Annotated in this window: 18 protein-coding genes; 11 read left to right on the forward strand and 7 right to left on the reverse strand. The window is 68.1% G+C overall.

Translation table 11 applies throughout. The features are described from left to right. On the reverse strand, positions 1-1695 hold the full coding sequence (hutU, locus tag ABIB51_RS02485) for a urocanate hydratase (protein ID WP_354185133.1): 1695 nt from the start codon (positions 1693-1695) through the stop codon (positions 1-3). A 218-nt stretch (positions 1696-1913) separates the two neighbouring features. Beyond that, on the reverse strand, positions 1914-2846 hold the full coding sequence (locus ABIB51_RS02490; RefSeq protein WP_354185135.1) for an IclR family transcriptional regulator: 933 nt from the start codon (positions 2844-2846) through the stop codon (positions 1914-1916). A 218-nt stretch (positions 2847-3064) separates the two neighbouring features. Here ABIB51_RS02490 and ABIB51_RS02495 point away from each other — a divergent pair, with 218 nt between their 5' ends. The 3 genes from ABIB51_RS02495 to ABIB51_RS02505 are packed head-to-tail and all read left to right on the forward strand — an operon-like array spanning position 3065 to position 4478. Beyond that, the gene (locus ABIB51_RS02495) at positions 3065-3550 is read left to right on the forward strand and encodes an SDR family NAD(P)-dependent oxidoreductase (RefSeq protein ID WP_354185137.1); all 486 of its coding nucleotides are present in this window, start codon (positions 3065-3067) and stop codon (positions 3548-3550) included. A 53-nt stretch (positions 3551-3603) separates the two neighbouring features. Beyond that, positions 3604-3891, forward strand: a complete 288-nt coding sequence (locus tag ABIB51_RS02500; RefSeq protein WP_354185139.1) for an SDR family oxidoreductase — start codon at positions 3604-3606, stop codon at positions 3889-3891. 56 nt (positions 3892-3947) lie between these two features. Continuing rightward, a complete protein-coding gene (locus ABIB51_RS02505; RefSeq protein WP_354185141.1) occupies positions 3948-4478 on the forward strand; it encodes a tetratricopeptide repeat protein in 531 nt (176 codons plus the stop codon). Between the two features lie 63 nt (positions 4479-4541). Here ABIB51_RS02505 and ABIB51_RS02510 read toward each other — a convergent pair whose 3' ends face one another. From ABIB51_RS02510 to ABIB51_RS02520, 3 genes are read right to left on the reverse strand one after another with little or no spacing between them, the layout of a single operon-like run. Continuing rightward, a complete protein-coding gene (locus ABIB51_RS02510; protein WP_354185143.1) occupies positions 4542-5513 on the reverse strand; it encodes an NAD(P)-dependent alcohol dehydrogenase in 972 nt (323 codons plus the stop codon). Further along, positions 5510-5743, reverse strand: coding sequence for a helix-turn-helix transcriptional regulator (locus tag ABIB51_RS02515; RefSeq protein WP_354185145.1), 234 nt, complete (start codon positions 5741-5743; stop codon positions 5510-5512). Before ABIB51_RS02515 ends, ABIB51_RS02510 begins: the two co-directional genes overlap by 4 nt. Beyond that, positions 5737-6165, reverse strand: coding sequence for a hypothetical protein (locus ABIB51_RS02520; protein WP_354185147.1), 429 nt, complete (start codon positions 6163-6165; stop codon positions 5737-5739). Before ABIB51_RS02520 ends, ABIB51_RS02515 begins: the two co-directional genes overlap by 7 nt. A gap of 206 nt (positions 6166-6371) precedes the next feature. Here ABIB51_RS02520 and ABIB51_RS02525 point away from each other — a divergent pair, with 206 nt between their 5' ends. Then, positions 6372-7889 (forward strand): amino acid permease, encoded by a 1518-nt coding sequence (locus ABIB51_RS02525; protein ID WP_354185149.1) that lies wholly within the window; start codon positions 6372-6374, stop codon positions 7887-7889. A gap of 41 nt (positions 7890-7930) precedes the next feature. Next, a complete protein-coding gene (locus ABIB51_RS02530) occupies positions 7931-8581 on the forward strand; it encodes a LysE family translocator (protein ID WP_354185151.1) in 651 nt (216 codons plus the stop codon). Between the two features lie 25 nt (positions 8582-8606). Here ABIB51_RS02530 and ABIB51_RS02535 read toward each other — a convergent pair whose 3' ends face one another. After that, positions 8607-9356 (reverse strand): 3-hydroxybutyrate dehydrogenase, encoded by a 750-nt coding sequence (locus tag ABIB51_RS02535; RefSeq protein ID WP_354185153.1) that lies wholly within the window; start codon positions 9354-9356, stop codon positions 8607-8609. 139 nt (positions 9357-9495) lie between these two features. On the opposite strand from ABIB51_RS02535, the gene ABIB51_RS02540 reads away from it, so the two are divergent. Then, positions 9496-10413 (forward strand): LysR family transcriptional regulator, encoded by a 918-nt coding sequence (locus ABIB51_RS02540; RefSeq protein WP_354185155.1) that lies wholly within the window; start codon positions 9496-9498, stop codon positions 10411-10413. A 28-nt stretch (positions 10414-10441) separates the two neighbouring features. Here ABIB51_RS02540 and ABIB51_RS02545 read toward each other — a convergent pair whose 3' ends face one another. Next, positions 10442-11350: a spermidine synthase gene (locus ABIB51_RS02545; protein ID WP_354185157.1), complete on the reverse strand. Its 909-nt coding sequence runs from the start codon at positions 11348-11350 to the stop codon at positions 10442-10444. Positions 11351-11673: 323 nt separating this feature from the next. Here ABIB51_RS02545 and ABIB51_RS02550 point away from each other — a divergent pair, with 323 nt between their 5' ends. From ABIB51_RS02550 to ABIB51_RS02570, 5 genes are all read left to right on the forward strand, one after another. Next, entirely contained in the window at positions 11674-12528 is an 855-nt protein-coding gene (locus tag ABIB51_RS02550) for a hypothetical protein (RefSeq protein ID WP_354185159.1), read from the forward strand. Continuing rightward, on the forward strand, positions 12525-12944 hold the full coding sequence (locus ABIB51_RS02555; protein ID WP_354185161.1) for a phage holin family protein: 420 nt from the start codon (positions 12525-12527) through the stop codon (positions 12942-12944). The genes ABIB51_RS02550 and ABIB51_RS02555 overlap by 4 nt, the downstream gene beginning before the upstream one ends. An 18-nt stretch (positions 12945-12962) precedes the next feature. Continuing rightward, the gene (locus ABIB51_RS02560; protein ID WP_354185162.1) at positions 12963-13559 is read left to right on the forward strand and encodes a DUF3618 domain-containing protein; all 597 of its coding nucleotides are present in this window, start codon (positions 12963-12965) and stop codon (positions 13557-13559) included. 81 nt (positions 13560-13640) lie between these two features. Then, positions 13641-14789: a YihY/virulence factor BrkB family protein gene (locus ABIB51_RS02565; RefSeq protein ID WP_354185164.1), complete on the forward strand. Its 1149-nt coding sequence runs from the start codon at positions 13641-13643 to the stop codon at positions 14787-14789. A gap of 111 nt (positions 14790-14900) precedes the next feature. Then, positions 14901-15785 (forward strand): universal stress protein, encoded by an 885-nt coding sequence (locus ABIB51_RS02570; RefSeq protein WP_354185166.1) that lies wholly within the window; start codon positions 14901-14903, stop codon positions 15783-15785. Positions 15786-15801: the final 16 nt, after the last annotated feature.

Genomic DNA, 15801 nt, shown 5'->3' on the forward strand with positions numbered 1-15801 from the left:
CTACTTTTCGTTCATCGGGATGCGGACGCCGCGTTCCTGGGCGACCTCGACGGCGCGGTCGTAGCCGGCGTCGGCGTGGCGGATGACGCCCATGCCGGGGTCGTTGGTGAGGAGGCGTTCGAGCTTCTGCGCGGCGAGATCGGTGCCGTCGGCGACGGAGACCTGGCCGGCGTGGATGGAGCGGCCGATGCCGACGCCGCCGCCGTGGTGGATGGAGACCCAGGTGGCGCCGGAGGCGGTGTTGAGCAGGGCGTTGAGCAGCGGCCAGTCGGCGATGGCGTCCGAGCCGTCGGCCATGGCTTCGGTCTCGCGGTACGGGGATGCGACGGAGCCGGAGTCGAGGTGGTCGCGGCCGATCACGATGGGCGCCTTGACCTTGCCTTCCTTGACGAGCTGGTTGAACAGCAGGCCGGCCTTGGCGCGGTCGCCGTAGCCCAGCCAGCAGATGCGGGCCGGCAGGCCCTCGAATTCGACCCGTTCCTGCGCGGCGTCGATCCAGCGGTGCAGGTGCTTGTTCTCGGGGAAGAGTTCCTTGATGGCCTTGTCCGTGACGGCGATGTCCTCGGGGTCACCGGAGAGCGCGACCCAGCGGAACGGGCCGAGGCCCTCGCAGAACAGCGGCCGGATGTACGCCGGGACAAAGCCGGGGAATTCGAAGGCGCGGTTGTAGCCGCCCTTGCGGGCCTCGTCGCGGATGGAGTTGCCGTAGTCGAAGACCTCGGCGCCGGCGTCCTGGAACTCGACCATGGCCGCCACGTGCTTGGCCATGGAGGCCTGGGCCTTCTTGGTGAAGCCCTCCGGATCAGCGGCGGCCTCGCGGTGCCATTCCTGCACCGTGATGCCCTCGGGGAGGTAGCTCAGGGGGTCGTGCGCGGAGGTCTGGTCCGTGACGATGTCGACCGTGAGCTCGCAGGCGTTGTGGCGGCGCAGGATCTCGGGGAAGACCTCGGCTGCGTTGCCGACGTAGCCCACGGACCAGCCGCGGCGCTCTTCCTTGGCTTTGAGGACCTTGGCGATGGCGGTGTCGAGGTCGGTTTCGACCTCGTCCAGGTAGCGCTTGCCGGCGCGGCGGCGCAGGTGGCTCTCGTCGACGTCGACGATCAGGCAGGCGCCGTCGTTCAGGGTGACGGCGAGCGGCTGGGCGCCGCCCATGCCGCCGCAGCCGCCGGTGAGAGTCAGGGTGCCGGCGAGGGTGCCATCCTCGTCCCCGGTGAGCTTGCGGGCGATCGCGGCGAACGTTTCGAAGGTGCCCTGCAGGATGCCCTGGGTGCCGATGTAGATCCAGGACCCGGCGGTCATCTGGCCGTACATCATGAGGCCCTCCGCCTCGAGCCGGCGGAACTCGGGCCAGTTGGCCCAGTCGCCGACGAGGTTGGAGTTGGCCAGCAGCACGCGCGGGGCCCATTCGTTGGTGCGGAAGACGCCGACCGGCTTGCCGGACTGGACCAGGAGGGTCTCGTCGTTTTCCATGGTCTCGAGGGTGCGGGTGATGGCGTCGAACGCGGCCCAGGACCGGACGGCGCGGCCGGTGCCGCCGTAGACCACCAGGTCATCGGGGCGTTCGGCAACCTCGGGGTCCAGGTTGTTCATGAGCATGCGCAGCGGGGCTTCGGTCTGCCAGCTCTTGGCGGTGATCTCGGTGCCGCGGGCTGCTTTGACCGGGCGGGCACCGGTGGTGAAATCGGCGGGTGCCATGAGGACTCCTTCTTGTCTTGAATGTTTCCCGGGTTGTTCGGGAGGAATGAGGTTCTGTATCAACTAAAGCGCGTCCGCCGCCGCGGAAACAGGGCGTCCGGGCGGGTGCTGTCCGGGATTCCAGACCCGCCCCTCTCCCGTTGCGCTATCACTTCCAGTGGCTAAACCGGGCGAATGGGAGCCCTGAGTGATAGCGCAACCGGACGGGGTTGGGGCGGTCAGCCGGGCTGCGGGCGGCCGTGGATCCGGACCGAAAGTTCGTTGGCGGACTTTTGCACCCGCGCGGCGAGGGCCGGCCACTGCTCCGGGGGCAGCTTGTCCTCCAGGAAGGTCACGGCGACGGCCGCCGTCGGCCAGCCCACGTGGTCCGTGACGGCGGCCGCGATCGAGCCGAAGCCGGGCGTCACCTCGCCGTGTTCGGTGGCGTAGCCGCGCTGCCGGACCTGGTCGAGGTGCGAGGACAGCGCCGAGTACTTCATGATGGGCGATTCGGTCTCGTGCCGGGCGCTGAAGGCGGCCGCGTTCGGGTACAGCGCCCGCACCTGGGACTTCGGCAGCGCGGCGAGGATGGCCCGCCCGCTCGCCGTGAGGTGGCTGGGAAGCCGGACGCCGACGTCGGTCACGAGCGACGGCCGGTTCTTGGCCCGCTCCTCGACGATGTAGAGCACATCCCGGCCGTGGAGCACGGCGAGGTGCGCGCTTTCGCCGATCATGTCCACGAGCGCGGCGAGCATCGGCCGGCCCAGCCGGGACAGCGGTTCCTGCCTCGAATAGGCGGAGCTGAGCTCGAAGGCGCTGATGCCGAGGCCGTACCGCTGCTCCTCGTGGAGGTGCAGCACGAACCCGTTGGCCTCCATCACGCCGAGCAGGTGGTAGACACTGGAGCGCGGCAGGCCCAGCGCCGTGGCTATGTTCGACGCCGCCATCGGCCCGCGCTTGGACGCGAGCAGCTTGAGGATGCGCAGGGTGTTCTCCGCCGCGGGCACCTTGGATGTCGCCTTGGGCACGGTTCTGGCGGCGGCCGGCTGGGGCGGGGATTCGACGACGGCGGCGTCCGCGGCAGTGCCGCTGAGAGCGGCATCCGCGGCAGGGCCGCTTGGAGCATCGCCGCTCAGGGCAGTGCCGCCCAAGGTGGTGCTGGTGGCTTGCATCGGTCCTCTTCTGGTTGGGCAGTGTCCGGTATCCCGTACTTAAGCATGCGCCCTTCCGGGGGTCCCGGAAAGCGTGTGCGACACCCGCATGTCTGGACTTCCAGACACTTCGCGGCGCGGCGGGGCCTCGGCCCCTGGCCGCCCGGACCCGGGGGTGTTTCGATTGCCGTTGAACAAGCCCGCGTTGATGAGCGACGGAATCACGGAATGGGGAAGGCATGAAACCGGACCTCTCGGACATAGTGGCCCTCGTGGCCGGGGCCACGCGCGGCGCTGGCCGCGGAACCGCCGTCGCGTTCGGTGAAGCCGGCGCGACCGTGTACTGCACCGGCCGCTCGGCGCTGGGCCGCCGCTCGGACTACAACCGGCCGGAAACCATCGAGGAGACGGCGGCACTGGTGAGCGCGGCCGGCGGCACGGGCATCGCCGTCGCGGTCGATCACCGCGAGCCCGGCCAGGTGCGGGAACTCGTGCAGCGGATCGACGCCGAGCAGGGCCGGCTGGACATCCTGGTCAACGATATCTGGGGCGGCGAAGACCTGATCGAGTGGAACACGCCGCTGTGGTCCCACGATCTGGAGGCCAGGCTCCGGATCCTGCATCTCGCCGTCGACACCCACCTGGTCACGACCGGGTCTCGGTGTTCTAGGACCTCGCCAAGGCCGCCGTCCTCCGGCTCGCCTTCAGCCAGGCCGAGGATCTGAAGCCTTACGGCTGCTCCGCGGTGGCCCTGCCGCCCGGCTGGATGCGCTCGGAGATGATGCTTGAGCACTTCGGCGTGACCGAGGCGAACTGGCGGGACGCCGCCGCGGTCCAGCCGCACTTTGCCGCGATCTCGGAGAGCCCGCGCGCCGTCGGGCGTGCCGTCGCGGCCCTCGCCGCCGACCCCGGCGTCTTCGGGCGCAGCGGAGGCTCCTTTTCCTCCGGCTGGCTGGCACTCGAGTACGGCTTCACCGACGTCGATGGTTCCCGGCCCGACTGCTGGCGGCATCTGGTGCAAGTCCAGGATGCCGGCCTGCCGGCGGACGCCGCCGGATACCGGTGAATGGCCGGCCCGCGTGTCCCGACGGCGGTCCGCCCGCCGTCGGCTAGAAAAGGCCCATGACCCACTTCCAGACACCGGAACTCGACGCCGCCATCCGGGAAGGCTTCCGGAACCGCGACCGGGACAACATGCAGCCGACAATCGACTACTTCCGGGAGCTCCTGGCACACCACCCCGGCAACCCCTTTGTCCTCTACGAGGTGGGCGGATCCTACGACACCGCCGGCGCGGAGGAACGCGCCCGCGGCTACTACGAGCAGGCGATGGAGGGCGGGCTGGAGGGCGACACCCTTCGCCGCTGCCTGCTGCAGTACGGCAGCACACTGCGGAACCTCGGGCTCTTCGACGAATCCCTCACCGCCCTGCGGCGTGCCCGGGCGGAGTTCCCCGAATCCGACTCGGTCCGCCTGTTCCTGGCACTCTCACTGCACGCCGCGTCCCGCAGCGATGCCGCAGTCGCCGAGCTCCTCGAGCTGGCCGCGGACCGTATCCGCAGCGAGGACGTCACCCGGTATGAGCCTGCACTGCGCGGCAATGCGGCCCATCTGGCCGAACTCGACCGGCGGTCCGCCGATGGCGACACCTAGGGCCACGGTCCGGCCCGGTCCGGCGACGCCCGGCGCCACACGGCGCCATGGCCGGGTTGCCGCTCACACGGTGACAACAACCTTGCCGCGCGCCCGCCCCTCGTGCATGTACTGGATGGCGGCCGGGGCGTCGCCCAGCGCGAAGCTCCGGTCGATGACCGGCTTCACGGTGCCGGCTTCGATGAGGTCCGCCAGGGCGCGGAGGTCCTGGGCCCCTTCGACCGCCAGGAGGCCCTTGAGCTTCTGGCCCACGAAGGGGGACAGCGCCGCGGCCCGGAGCGAGCGCCCGAAGCCGCCGGTCCATCTGCCGCCGCCTTCCCCGCCGACAATGACCAGGGTTCCGTGCGGCTTGAGTGCCCGGCGGAGGACCGAGAGCCGGCGGTTGCCCGCGGTGTCGAGGATGAGATCGTACTGTTTCCGGCCGTCGGCGAAGTCGTCATGCTTGTAGTCGATGACGTGGTCCGCGCCGACTGCGCGGACCAGCTCCAGCTTCCCGGTGCTGCAGACGCCCGTGACCTGCGCGCCGAAGGCCTTCCCCAGCTGGACGGCGTAGGCGCCGACGCCTCCTCCGGCACCTACGATGAGGACGTCCTGTCCGGGCTGGACCTGCCCGCTGTCGCGGAGCCCCTGGAGCGCCGTCACGGCGGAGATCGGCACGGCGGCCGCCTGCTCAAAACTGAGGTTCGCCGGCTTCTGCGCCAGCTTGCCTTCCTTGGCACACGCATATTCGGCAAAGGAACCCTCGCACGTGCCGAAAACTTCGTCGCCGGGACGGAATCCCACCACGTTCTTGCCGATCGCTTCCACTTCCCCGGCAACCTCCCGGCCGCGGATGCCGGTCTTGGGCGCCCTCAGGCCGAAGCCGACGGCGCGGGTCAGGTACGGCAGCCCGGTCATGAGGTGCCAGACCCCCTGGTCCACGCCGGCCGCACGGACCCGGATAAGGACGTCGTCGTCGCCGGGCACGGGCTTGTCGACGTCGCGCAGTTCCAGGACCTCCGTGGAACCGTAAACGTCTTGAATGATCGCTTTCATGGTGTTTCTCCTTCAGGGGCGGGGTACTGGAACACGTCGTCGAGGGGAACCCTGAGGACGTGGGCAATCTGGAAAGCCAGTTCGAGCGAGGGCGAATAGCGGCCCTGTTCGATGGCAATGACGGTCTGGCGGGTCACTCCGATGCGTTCGGCGAGCTCCGCCTGGGTCAGCTCTCCCCGTTCAAACCGCAGGCGGCGGATCGAGTTGGTGACCCTGGTCGGCTTCACCATGGCTGGAAGCCCCGGCGGTAGGCGACGATTTGCGCCGCGGAGCCCAGGATCGCCGAGAGGAAGAAGGCCAGGCAGATGGCATTCGCGATCCAGAAGTGGTCCGCCTCGGCCATCGCCATGACCAGGGCCGCCACTCCCCCGATGACGAGGAAGGACTGGCCGACGGACTCGCCGAAGCGGTAGATCTCCTTGTCGCGCTGATCCCTGATGCCGGCTTCTTGGGCTGAGAACGCCCGGATGATGGTGTGCAGCACGATGGAGGCCACGATCGAGCCGCCCACCGTCCACAGCAGCGGCGCCGCATACGGCACCTCGGTCAACGGTATGGAACCGGACAGTGCCAGCACGATTGCGAGGTAGACGGCGTAGGCCGCGACCGCCAGCGCGCCCATGACCCATGCGATCTTCTCTTCAAAGGACATTTCTGCTCCCATGTAAAACAAAGCTGACATCTCCCAAGGTAAAGAAACTTTGACATGGCGTCAAGGGTTTTCGACGTCGGAAAGTTTTCGCTCCCGCCGCGCAGTCTGAAATCGAAGACACCGGTTGCCGGTGAGACTCATCACAGCCCGGCCGGACATGGTCTGCTGGATAGCGATCCCCCTCCCAACGACGAGAAGGTATTCGCATGCAACAAGCCCAGACCGCCGCCGAGGCAGCACCCCCTTCAGCCCGGGCAATCGCCGGCGGAGCCGTCGAGACCGTCCTGAGCCGGGGGCTCAACGTCCGGCACATCCGCTTCATGGCCCTGGGATCGGCCATCGGCACGGGACTGTTCTACGGCTCCGCCTCGGCGATCCAGAAGGCCGGCCCGGCCGTGTTGTTCGCCTATATGATCGGCGGCGCGGCCGTCTTCATGGTGATGCGGGCCCTGGGCGAGATGGCGGTGCGGCACCCGGTGTCGGGCTCCTTCGGACAGTACGCGAGCCGCTACCTCGGCCCGCTCGCCGGCTTCGTGACCGGCTGGACGTACGTGTTCGAGATGGCCATCGTAGCCATCGCGGACGTCACCGCCTTCAGCATCTACATGGGGTTCTGGTTCCCCGCGGTGGAACGCTGGATCTGGGTCCTGGCCATCATCTTCTTCCTCGCGGCGCTGAACCTGCTGAGCGTGAAAGTCTTCGGCGAACTCGAATTCTGGTTCTCGCTGATCAAGGTCGTGGCTATCGTCGCGATGATCGCCGGCGGGGCCGCCATCATCGCGTTCGGTTTCCAGGCCGGAGGCGCCACCGTGGCCCCGGGCCTGGGCAACCTCGTGGAGCACGGCGGACTGTTCCCCAACGGCTTCGAAGGACTCCTGGCCTCGTTCGCCGTCGTGATGTTCGCCTTCGGCGGGATCGAGACGATCGGCGTCACGGCCGGCGAGGCAGCCGATCCGAAGTCGGTCATCCCGAAGGCCGTCAACACGGTTCCGGTCCGGGTACTGCTGTTCTACGTGCTGACCCTCGGCGTGCTGATGAGCCTGTTCCCGTGGAACGAGATCGGTACCAACGGCAGCCCGTTCGTACAGATCTTCAGCGGCCTGGGCATTCCGGCCGCACCCCACATCCTCAACGCCGTGGTGATCACCGCCGCGTTGTCGGCGATTAACAGCGACATCTTCGGGGCCGGCCGGATCCTCTTCGGCCTGGCCCGGCAGGGGCACGCCCCCGCCAGTTTCGGCAAGGTCTCCCGGCACGGTGTGCCATGGCTGACCGTGGTGATGATGGCCGGCATCCTGCTGGTGGGCGTGGTGCTGAACGCGGTGATCCCCGAGGACGTGTTCCTGCTGATCGCCTCGATCGCGACCTTCGCCACGGTCTGGGTCTGGGTCATGATCCTCGCCTCCCACGTCGCGATGAAGCGCGAAATCGCGCGCAAGAACCTGCCGGCGTCGGAGTTCCCCTCCCCGTGGTGGCCAGCCGCCTCCGTGCTGACCATCGTCTTTATGGCACTCGTCATCGCGATCCTCGGCGCTTTTGAAGACACCCGGGTGGCGCTCTACGTGGGCGCTGTCTGGCTCGGGTTGCTGGTGGTTGCGTACCGCCTCTGGGTCCGCGGCCACGGCCGCGTCCGTGCCGACCTCGTGGACGAAACCGCGAACGAGACCGCCGGCATGAGCGCTGGCGAACCCGCCGGCACCGCGCCGGTGCAGCCGGCGCCGTAGGCGGGCCTCCCGCCGGGCGCACCCCGGAGTTAAGATCAGGCATGGTCCCCGCCACGAACCTGCTCACCTTCGCGCTTGCCGCGTTCGTCCTGATTGCCGTCCCGGGGCCCAGCGTGCTGTTCGTGATCGGACGGACGCTGGCTCTGGGACGCAAGGGCGGACTCCTGAGCGTGCTCGGCAACGCGTTGGGCGAACTGGTACAGGTCACCACCGTGGCGCTCGGCGTCGGCGTGGTGCTGGCCCAGTCCCTCCTGCTGTTCGACGTGGTCAAGTTCGCCGGGGCCGCCTACCTCGTCTATCTGGGCATCCAGGCGATCCGGCACCGCGGCGCGGGCCCGGCCGCGGCGGACCCGACTCGCCCGTCGTCCACTTTCCGGATGCTCCGCGAGGGGTTCATCGTGGGGGCCACCAACCCCAAGTCCATCGTGTTCTTCGTCGCCGTGCTCCCGCAGTTCGTGGACTACTCGGCCGGGGCGATCCCGCTGCAGCTGGGAATCCTCGGAGCGCTGTTCCTGCTGATCGCCCTGGTTTCGGACAGCGCGTGGGCCCTGGCCGCCGGGACCGCGCGTCACTGGTTCGCCAGTTCACCGCGCCGGATCGCCGCGCTGGGCACGACGGGCGGGGTGATGATGATCGGGCTGGGCGGCACCCTGGCCCTCGTCGGGAACGCGTCCGAGTTCCAGCCCAAATAGCCGAGGCCCGGCCCAGGCAGGAAACTCAGCGTGCGGACCAGCCGCCGTCCATCGTGTAGCTGGCTCCGGTGACCATTCCGGCGTCGTCCGAGGCGAGCCACGCCACGAGGGACGCCACTTCCTCCGGTTCGACCAGCCGCTTCACGGCGGATTCGGTCAGCATGATCTTTGCCAGTACCTCGGATTCCGGGATGCCGTGCACCTTGGCCTGGTCCGCGATCTGGGCCTCGACCAGGGGGGTCCGGACATAGCCCGGGTTGATGCAGTTGGACGTGACCCCGTGGACGCCGCCCTCGAGGGCCGTCACCTTGCTCAGCCCTTCGAGTCCGTGCTTGGCGGAGACGTAGGCGCTCTTGAACGGCGAGGCCCGCAGGCCGTGCACGGAGGACAGGTTGATGATCCGGCCGAAGCCGTTGGCGTACATGTGCGGCAGGGCGGCCCGGATCAGCAGGAACGGCGCCTCGAGCATAAGGGTGATGATGCGGCGGAAGTCCGCGGGGTCGAAGTCCTCGATGGGACTGATCCGCTGGATTCCGGCGTTGTTGACGAGGATGTCGCAGTCCAGCCTGACGTCCTGGAGGGCTTCGACGTCGAGCAGGTCCACCGACCAGGACGTGCCGCCCACCTCGTCCGCAAGGGCGGCCGCGGCGGCTTCGTCGACGTCGGCGATTACCACTTTGGCGCCCCGCGCTGCCAGGGCGCGGACGCTCGCGGCGCCGATCCCGCCGGCCCCGCCGGTGACGAGGGCCTTGCGGCCGTTCAAGCTGCTCTCCATGTCTGCACTCCTCAGTTCGCGTCAATAACGGCCCAGGCGAGGCATGATGCACGGCACTGAGCAGCTTCACTGAGTATTGCCGCACAAAGTGGGCGATTCAATAGTCAAACCAGCACCGCTTGTGTGCAGAATTGCAGATATGAATGCCAACCCCGACGACCTGCTGGTTCTGCTGGCGGTCTCCCGTTCTGCGAAATTCACGACGGCGGCCCAGACTCTGGGGCTGAACCACACAACCGTTTCCCGGCGGATTGCGGCTTTGGAAAAAGCCCTCGGCGGGCGGGTGCTGTCCCGCGCCGCAGGAGGCTGGGAGCTCACGGACCTCGGCGCCGAAGCCGTCCGGGTGGCCGAACGCGTGGAATCCGCCATCCGGACCCTCGAACAGCCCGGCAAAACCCCTGATCCCATCACCGGAGTGGTCCGTATGACGGCCACGGACGGGTTCAGCGCCTACATTGCCGCTCCCGCGGTGGCCCGGCTGCGCCGCGAGCATCCCGGCCTCAGCGTCGAGATCATCACGGTGACCCGGCGGGCGCTGCAGCAGCGTTCCGGGCTGGACATCGAAGTGGTGGTGGGCGAACCGCAGGTGCACCGGGCCGCCGCGGCACGGCTCGGCGAATACATGCTCGGGATGTATGCCTCCCGGGATTACCTGGCCGAATACGGCGCCCCGGAGACCGTGGAGGAACTCACGGCACATTCCCTCGTGTATTTTGTCGATTCCATGCTCCAGGTGGACGATCTTGACGCGCCGCGCCGGCTGGTGCCGGCCATGCGGGACGGGCTGAGCTCCACGAACGTTTTTGTCCATGTGGAGGCGACACGCGCCGGAGCCGGGATCGGCTTCCTGCCCTGCTTCGCCGCGGATCTGCACCCGGACCTGGTCCGGCTGCTGCCCGAATCGTTCGCGGAGCTGTTGCCGTACTGGATGGTGCTGCGCCCCGATTCCATGCGCCGTCCTGCGGTGGCGGCCGTGGTGCAGGCGCTGCGGCAACAGACCGCGGAGCACCGCGAGGCCCTCATGGGACGGGGCGGCTACTCATCTACTGCTCCGTAACCGCCGTTTAGGGCGCGCAAAAGGGCCGTTACGGAGCAATCGACACGGTGACCGGGTCGCGCCGGACCGGGGCGCCGGCCGCGAAGGCCCTGACCTTGGCGTCGTCCCAGATGTGGGCGGGCACCGCGCCGCCCAGTAGGCGGCGTGCGAGCCGGGGGTCATCGTCGAACGGCAGATCGCTGCCGGCCATCACCATGTTGCCGTAGCGCCTGCCCTTGAGCATCGCCGGATCCGCAATGAGCATCGTGTGCTTGAAGGCATCGGCGATGGTGGCGGCGTCTTCCCGGGCGTTCCTCAGGTCCGGGGCGTCCCCGGAGTTCACCACGTAGATCCCGCCGGGCGCCAGGACAGTATGGGCGTGCTGGTTGAACTCCTTGGTGGTGAGCGGCCGGGGCGTCACCGAGCCGGCAAAGACATCCCGGATGATGACGTCGCGGGTCTGGGGGGTCAGGCTTTCGGTGACCTGGCGCGCCTCACCCACCCGCAGCCGCATCAGCGGGGCCTTGGGCAGATCGAACCAGCCACGGACGTATTCGGCGAGCTTTCCGTCCAGCTCCACCACCACCTGGCGGGACTCCGGGTAGGCGGCGTGGAAGTAGCGGGCCAGGGAGCATGCTCCCCCGCCAAGGTGCAGGGCGCGCAGTTTCGGCTTCGCTGCCGGGGGCCAGCGCGATTCCACCAGCGCGGCGATCCAGCGCATGTATTCGAAGTCAAGGAACAAGGGATCGGCCAGGTCGATGTGGGAGCTCATCACGCCGTTGATGCGCAGCAGCCAGCCGGTGGAATTGTCCTGGTCCGCGATCAGCTCGCAGTCACCGGTGTCGATGTAGTAGATGCCTTCGACCGGGCCGTCGGGTCGGCTGCCCTTGGGCACATCGACCACTCCCGGTTCGGCATTTCCGGTGCTCCGGCCGGCGGCCCTGCCCCGCTTCGCCATCAGTTGTCCACCGTTTTTCGCATGTTTCAACCCTAGTTCACCGGGCCAGCGCCGCCGGAGCCCACAGCCCGCCGCTGCCGGTTCAGGCGTTGTCCGCAGCCGGTTCCGGCGTCGTCCGCGACGAACGGGCAAGTCAGGGCGGACCGACGCCGTGGATCCGCCCTGACCTGCCCCGACCCGACAAACCCGCGGCAACAAGTCATCGAAAAAATATAAGGAAAGGGTACTTACCATTCGATAGTAACCATGCTTACTATTAGACCCCCGGTATCGCTGGTTTGTGTTTGCGATCAGTAACCGATCTTCTTGGAAAGCGAGCGAAGATGACAGACAACCAATGGCCCCAGGATGACAGCCTCGGCACCCCCACGGTCACCCAGGAGACTCCCGTCCGGCAGGCATCGACGTTCCCGCCCGCCTCGACCACGGACAGGACGGCACCTTCTTCCGAGGACGCTGCTTCCAGAACGGACACGGCCAAGGACGAAGCGGCGGAGGTCACCCGCCAGGCCACCGGCTCCGTCCAGCACGTCGCGGAGACGGCCAAATCCGAAGCCGCCAACGTTGCGGCGGAGGTCAAGACAAACGCACGCGACCTGCTCCACCAGGCCAAGTCGGATCTCACCGACCAGGCGGGCACACAGCAGCAGAAGGTGGCCGAGGGACTGCGCTCGATTTCGACCGAACTGCACTCGATGTCCTCGGCCGCCGACCAGCCCGGGGTGGCCAGCGACCTCGTGCGCCAGGCTGCCGAGCGCTCTTCTGCAGTGGCCTCGTGGCTCGATGGCCGGGATCCCGGTTCCCTGGTGACCGAGGTGAAGTCCTTTGCCCGGCAACGGCCTGGCACTTTTCTTCTGCTCGCAGCCGGGGCCGGAATCCTGGCCGGCCGCCTCAGCCGCAGCCTGAGTGCGGGTGCCCCCGATTCGACGGACACTGCAGCCCCTTCAGGCCGCCGGGTAGAAACTCCGGTAGCCAGGGTCCCCGACACCGGCGTGGCGGTTCCGCCGCCGCCGGTACAGCTGCCGGCGCAGGAAACGACGACGGCGGGCTTCGCCCGGACGTACCCGCCCAGCCCCCTCGACTCCGAGCGGCTGGATGCCGATCCGGCCGGCCGCACTGATCCCCTGCGGCCCGTCGACCCGCTGCGCGACGACCCTTTCGAGGGTGACCGTCGATGAGCAGCAACAAAGAATTGCCTCCCACCGGCGCCCACGCCAAGGCGGAAACAGCGTCCCTTGGTGACCTCCTGGGCGATGTCACACGGGACATGTCCACCCTGATGCGGCAGGAAGTCGAACTGGCCAAAGTGGAGCTCAAACAGTCCGCAACCCGGGCCGGCAAGGGCAGCGGAATGCTCGCCGGCGCCGGCATCGCCGGCCACTTCGTGCTCCTGTTCGTGTCCCTGGCGCTGTGGTGGGCGCTGGGGACCCTCATGGGACTGGGTTGGTCCGGCGTCGTGGTCGCCGTGGTCTGGGGCATCATCGCCGCCGTCCTGGCGTCCGTCGGCCGCAAGGAACTGAAGGCAGTCAAGGGCATGCCCCAGACCGCCGAGACACTGCAGGAAATTCCTCCCACCCTCAAGCCCGGCACTTAGATCAGCGAGGTCAAAAAGATGAGCGAAAACCCGGATGCCATCCGAGCAGATATTGAAGCAACCCGCGCACGGCTGGGCACGAACGTCGATGCCGTAGCGGACAAAGTCACGCCGTCGCACATCGTGCAGCGGCAAACCGACAAAGTGAAAGACGCCGTTTTCGGAGTCAAGGAGAAAGTCATGGGCGCAGCCGACCACACCGCGGGCAACGTGCACTCGGCCGCCGGCAGCACGGGTGCGCACCTGGGTGATGCGGGCTCCGCGATCGGAGACGCGCCGGCCCAGGTCAAGGCCAGGACGCAGGGCAACCCGCTGGCCGCCGGGCTGATCGCGTTCGGCGCCGGCCTGCTGGTCTCCTCCCTGATCCCGGCCAGCCAAAAAGAACGCGAAGCTGCCGACGCCCTCAAGACAGCCGCCGAACCGCTCACGACGGAATTGACGGAAGCCGCAAAGCACGTGGCCGAAGGGCTCAAGGAGCCGGCTCAGGAAGCGGTGGAGAACGTCAAGACATCAGCCGCAGACGCCACCGAGAACGTTAAGGCGGATGGCCAGGATGCCGTGGCCGATGTCAAGGACCGGGCCAGCGACGCCCGGGACAACGTCCAGCGGGCCTGAGGCCTGCACGAACCTGCCGGCCGTCCCCGCATCCGTGTGGGGTGGCCGGCCGCTGATCTTAACCCCCGAAGGATGAAGCCCATGGCAAAAAACGACGCCGCCGAGCGCCCCGCCGCAGTCGATGCGGAAACCGAGGACAGCAGTACGAGCAAAGCCCGGACGGCGCCCGCCCCGGACGATTCCCGCAAACCGGACAGCCCCACCGACGTCACCAAACCGTCATGGCAGTACATCGCCAAAAAGACGTTGCGTGAGTTCACCAAAGACCAGTGCCCCGACCTCGCCGCGGCGCTGACGTACTATTCAGTCCTGTCCCTGTTTCCGGCCCTGTTGGCACTCGTGTCCCTGCTGGGCATCTTCGGCCAGGCCGAGAAGACGACCGGCGCCCTCCTGGATATTGTCCAAGGCTTCGCTCCCCCTGACACGATGGACGCCATCCGCGAGCCGGTCCAGCAGCTCAGCAGCTCCTCGGCTGCCGGTTTCACGCTGGCGATCGGCATCGTCACCGCCCTGTGGTCCGCGTCCGGTTATGTCGGCGCCTTTGCCCGGGCCATGAACCGGGTCTACGAGATTGACGAAGGCCGGCCCTTCATCAAGCTCCGGGGCACCGTGCTCGGCGTCACCGTGGTCAACATGCTGATCGTCGTTGTGCTGGCCGCCATGCTCGTCCTGACCGGGCCGGTAGCGGAGTCCGTCGGCAACGCAATCGGCTTGGGCGGCGCCTTCCTGACCGTGTGGAACATCGTGAAATGGCCGGTGATGGTGCTGCTCGTCGTGCTCGCGATCGCCATCCTCTACTACGCCACCCCCAACGTGAAGCAGCCCAGGTTCCGCTGGATGAGCCTGGGGTCCTTCATCGCCCTGGTGATTTTCCTGCTGGCCTCGCTCGGCTTCGCGTTCTACGTGGCCAACTTCAGCAGTTACAACAAGACCTATGGCGCGATCGGCGGCGTCATCGTTGCGCTTCTTTGGCTCTGGATCCTGAACATCTCGCTGCTGTTCGGCGCCGAGTTCGATGCCGAGATGGAACGCGGCCGCCAGCTTCAGGCCGGAATCGAAGCCGAGCAGACCATCCAGCTGCCGCCGCGCGATACGAAGCAAAGCGACAAGCTTCAGGCCCGGGAGGAAGACGACGTCCGCCGCGGCCGCGAGTTGCGTGAACAACACGGCGAACCCGATCCGGATCCAAGCCGGAACGACGCCGGGGATCCCGGCGCCCGCGGGACCTAAGCCCCTAGTCCCACCGGGCCCCGTGCGCTCTACTGGGGCAAGTAGCGCATGGGACTGGTAGCGAGCCCGGAGGAATCATTGGCACCTGCAGCAGGGCAAGGGCGCAGTACCGTGGCAGTGGGCTACGACGGATCCGAGGCCTCGCAGCAGGCTGTCCGTTGGGCCGCGGAGTACGCGGCAACGCTACAGGCGCCGATCCGGGTCATCCATGCCTGGGTCTGGCCCGTTTTCACGAAAAAGCTCGGACCGGTCAAGGGCGTGGAAGGCAGCGGACTACGGCACTCCGCCGAGACCCTCCTCGCCGAAGGCGTCGAGCTGGCACGCCAGTCCTACCGCCCGCCGGCCGGGCTCGTGCCGGGTACCGACGGAGGACCCGACACGGCAAGTGCCGGGGGCGCCCCGGATGCGGCCGACGTCGACGGCGTCATGGAAGCCGGGCTCCCGGCGCAGGTCCTGCGGGGCGCGTCCCGGGACGCCCGCCTCCTGGTGATCGGCAGCCGCGGCATCGGCGGCGTCCTGGGCCAGCTGGCGGGTTCGGTCTGCCTGGACCTGGCCGGCTCCTCCCCGTGCCCCGTGCTGGTCATCCGTCGCCCGCGGAACACCGGCAACCCCGTGGCCGCCGGCGTCGATGCCACACCGCGGAGTGCGGCGGTGCTGGCCGGCGCCGCCCGGCTGGCGACCGCGCTGGGAACCACCCTGCAGCTCGTCCACGTCGACCAAAGCCGGGGAGGAGACCGTGAAGAGCACGGCCGCCATACCCCGCTCCACGGCCAGGAGCTGCTGGACACGGCCTTGGCTGAGGCGCGGAAGCTGGCCCCGGAGCTGGCGGTCTCCGCGACCCTGGTGAAAGGCCATGCCGCGTCCAAGGAACTGCTCGCAGCGGCAAGGGATGCGGACACCCTGGTGATCGGAACCCACAATCGCGAAGGCGGCCCCGGCAACACCGTTTCCGCCGTGCTGCACAAAGCACGCTGCAACGTGCTGATCACCCGCTGAATCCCGCCACGCGGGA

Source organism: Arthrobacter sp. UYCu712, assembly GCF_040547005.1.
Taxonomy (GTDB): domain Bacteria; phylum Actinomycetota; class Actinomycetes; order Actinomycetales; family Micrococcaceae; genus Arthrobacter.